At 40.9% G+C, this 2,977-nt stretch carries 4 protein-coding genes; all 4 read right to left on the bottom strand.

What is annotated here, in order from left to right:
- On the bottom strand, positions 1–293 hold a 293-nt coding region (locus Xkoz_RS16030), incomplete at its 3' end, for an HK97 family phage prohead protease (RefSeq protein ID WP_099143070.1).
- Between the two features lie 44 nt (positions 294–337).
- Positions 338–1,489 (bottom strand): phage major capsid protein, encoded by a 1,152-nt coding sequence (locus Xkoz_RS16025; RefSeq protein WP_099143069.1) that lies wholly within the window; start codon positions 1,487–1,489, stop codon positions 338–340.
- Positions 1,490–1,657: 168 nt separating this feature from the next.
- Positions 1,658–2,041, bottom strand: a complete 384-nt coding sequence (locus Xkoz_RS16020) for a hypothetical protein (protein ID WP_099143068.1) — start codon at positions 2,039–2,041, stop codon at positions 1,658–1,660.
- 2 nt (positions 2,042–2,043) lie between these two features.
- A partial coding sequence (locus tag Xkoz_RS20910) for a hypothetical protein (protein ID WP_099143067.1) occupies positions 2,044–2,977 on the bottom strand: 934 nt, incomplete at its 5' end.

Here is a 2,977-nt window from a genome sequence, read left to right as displayed (position 1 = left end):
CGCCCCAGTTGGGTATCAGGCGGGGTTAACTCAAAGCGTAATCCGGTGGCATCTTCGCTAAGCTGCAATGTGCCGGAGGTGGTACGGCCTAACAGGTTCGTATGATCATGTTCATACAATGCCCGAACATCCGTATTTGCCGTTAAGCTGGCACGAAAGGCATTCGGGGTAAACTGTTCAACAAATTCATCCCATAAAACGTGGGATCGGCTGTTCCACTTAATCACATAACCCGTCAGTTTTTTATCACTGGCAGACAAAGAGGCAGTGCGGATTTCAAAATCGTTATTCATTTTATGTACTCCAAGGCAGTCAAGGGGCTTTTCGCCCCTCTCGCTTATTTACTGGCTGCTTTCACTTCCAGCACCTTGATGGCGTTAGAATCCACCAGCCCGCCGCCCAAATATTTATCGGTGTGTACCTTATAGAATCCCGGTTCAGTGATATTGTCAGGACGGGTACGAATTCCCGTTTGATGGTCAACGATGAAGTAACCGCGCTTGAAGTCACCCAGCCCAATGATGTTATCTGGCATAAATTCGAGATAGTGAACTGGCAAGCCCAGCAACATGTCAGGATCACCCGCTTGTAAGCGTTCCCGCCAGATATAATCTCCATTACCATTTTTCAGCTTTTGCACGTTGGCGGCAGTATTGGAGTTCATCACCCAGACGGAGTTTTTACGGTATTTGTTCTTAAGCAGGAACTTAAGATCAATCAGGCTATCGGCCTCAAGCGTAGTGGCTTCCAGTTTTTGCAGCGTACCAAAATCACGCACCTTGTCGGCTTTCACGTCACGGGGATAAGACAGGAAGCCTTTGGCTTTTTTGCTGCCGTCACCGCTGACAAGATCCGTTTCTTCGGTATCAATGAAGGTATCGGCAATCTCGGCGGTCAGCCAGCCTAAGATATCCACATCGCTAAAGTCGATAATCTCTTGGGTGGTCTTGGGGTAAGCGTAAATGGGGAACAGCTTGATGCTCACTTCTTCCATCTTCGGCGTGCCAGTCTCACCGCGTGCCTTGCCTTCTTCACCGTGTACCACTGCCGCACCCCCGACCGAAACAAGCTGTTTATACTCGTTGCTGCGTGTGGTTTTAATGGTACAGATTTGGCGCATGACCGACTCATCAGCCAATTGCTGCATAATTTGTTTGTTCAGTTCGGGGATAACGGTGTAGCCGCCGTCTGCGGGGACGCTTGTAGACAGAGAACGGGCTTCGCCCGTCAGAATATAGTGGCGCAATTCGTCATTACTGAGTTTATCTCTGGCAGGCTGATTCTTGGCCTGATTGCGTTCTTCATCAGACAGCGCTTCATAACGGGCGATTTCCGTATTCAGGGCATCAGACTGACTACGCAACTCGTCAAACTGTTTGGCTTCATCGGCGTTAAGTGAGCGCTTTTCATCTTCGGCTTTGGTCAGCAGCGAACGCATTTGTTCAGTAAAGGTTGCTTTTTGCTGGCGTAATTCGAGTAGTTTTTTCATGGTGTTTTTTGGAATGGTTATTTTCTTTAAGACACTATTTAACCCCATAAAAAATAATAAAAAAGCCTCTTGAATTCAGAGGCTAAACAAGGGAAAACATGAAGACGAAATATTTACAAAAGATTTCATTTTAAATGGCGAATTAAATCGCCATTCTAATAATAAAAATCATTCTTTCACTTTTATTGTGTAGGTTTTATTAAATTTACCTACTTTTGTAAACATATTGCCATAAACACCACCAGATATTTTTATAGTTATTTCCCCGACATGTATAGGCATTCCTTGAATTTGAATACGGCTATAGTCTTTTTCTGTTGCTGGCAGAACAGGGGTTGTATAATCGCTAGGATTCCATGTTAGACCTGAGTTTGAAGGTGTTATTTTAGCTGAAAAACCCATATCTATAACACCCGGTATGTTTATTATTTCATTATATGGAACTCCTACCTGAGCATCTTTTAAATAGTTTCCATTAGGATAAATGGAAACAGTTTGTCTTGTACAAGCAGAAACAAGTAAGATGGATATAATGAAAAAAATATTTCTCATTTTTATTTTATTGGTTTAAAAACCAACCCTCCAAATGTATGTTTTAAAAAATAATTTAAATTATTATTAGATTTAACTCGCTCACTAATCCCTCCCCAAGTAAACATATTTAAATTAACTATTTCATTTTCACTATCTAGGTTTATTGACTTTCCTTTTGAGCTAACTTCACCTTCCCATACAATCCAATGATTTTTACCTGAAGTTTCACCAGCAGATCCGTTTAGCATTCCAACCGAGATTAAACTTACAACAATATACTCTTTTCTTATATAATCGTTTAAAGTTATTATATCATTGATATTACTATGGGAAAAAATACTTATATTATCAAAAATTTTCTCATAACCTGCTTTCTCAAACCATTCGGTTAATTTCCCCCACATTGTAACTCCCGCTGTTTCAGCTTCAACTTGATTATAGCTAAAAATAGCATTTTCTGAGTCTCTTAAGCTCGCTAATGTTATCCAATCTAAACCTGAAATTGTTGGTGCTCCATTATTATAGAAAGAACCGCTAGGGTGGCGGCAACCATCACCCGGTTTAATTTCTAATCTACCTATTTTAGTCTTGCCATATTTCCATAGCTCACGGGCAGATTGCTCATAAATATCTGGCCTATCCTTCTGTAAGCAATAAAAAAATGCCGCTGGGCCACATAAACTAGCCCATCCTTGCCTTGGATAAGTTTTTTTTGCAATTCTATCCTGAATTTCCGATTCAATTTTACTTTTTTCAAATGGATCTTTTTCGTGACCAACTGGATATTCTTTTGCAATAAATACTCTTTCAGGGATAGTAATTTTTAATTCAATCGTATTATCGCCATCGCTGACGGGTTTTGTTTCAGCCGTACTTTCAAAATAGCAGGCATTTTCTCGTTTGTTATCCGAACAGGCTTTACCTGCTACAAATTCACCCAGCGTATACATTTTT

The organism is Xenorhabdus kozodoii, assembly GCF_002632875.1.
GTDB classification, from domain to species: Bacteria; Pseudomonadota; Gammaproteobacteria; order Enterobacterales; family Enterobacteriaceae; genus Xenorhabdus; species Xenorhabdus kozodoii.
This window is presented reverse-complemented; position numbering and strand designations above follow the sequence as displayed.

What these genes read in the sequence shown, in the direction of transcription:
- Xkoz_RS16025 (WP_099143069.1), bottom strand. Translation starts at nt 1,489, where the DNA reads ATGAAAAAACTACTCGAATTACGCCAGCAAAAAGCAACCTTTACTGAA.
- Xkoz_RS16020 (WP_099143068.1), bottom strand. Translation starts at nt 2,041, where the DNA reads ATGAGAAATATTTTTTTCATTATATCCATCTTACTTGTTTCTGCTTGT.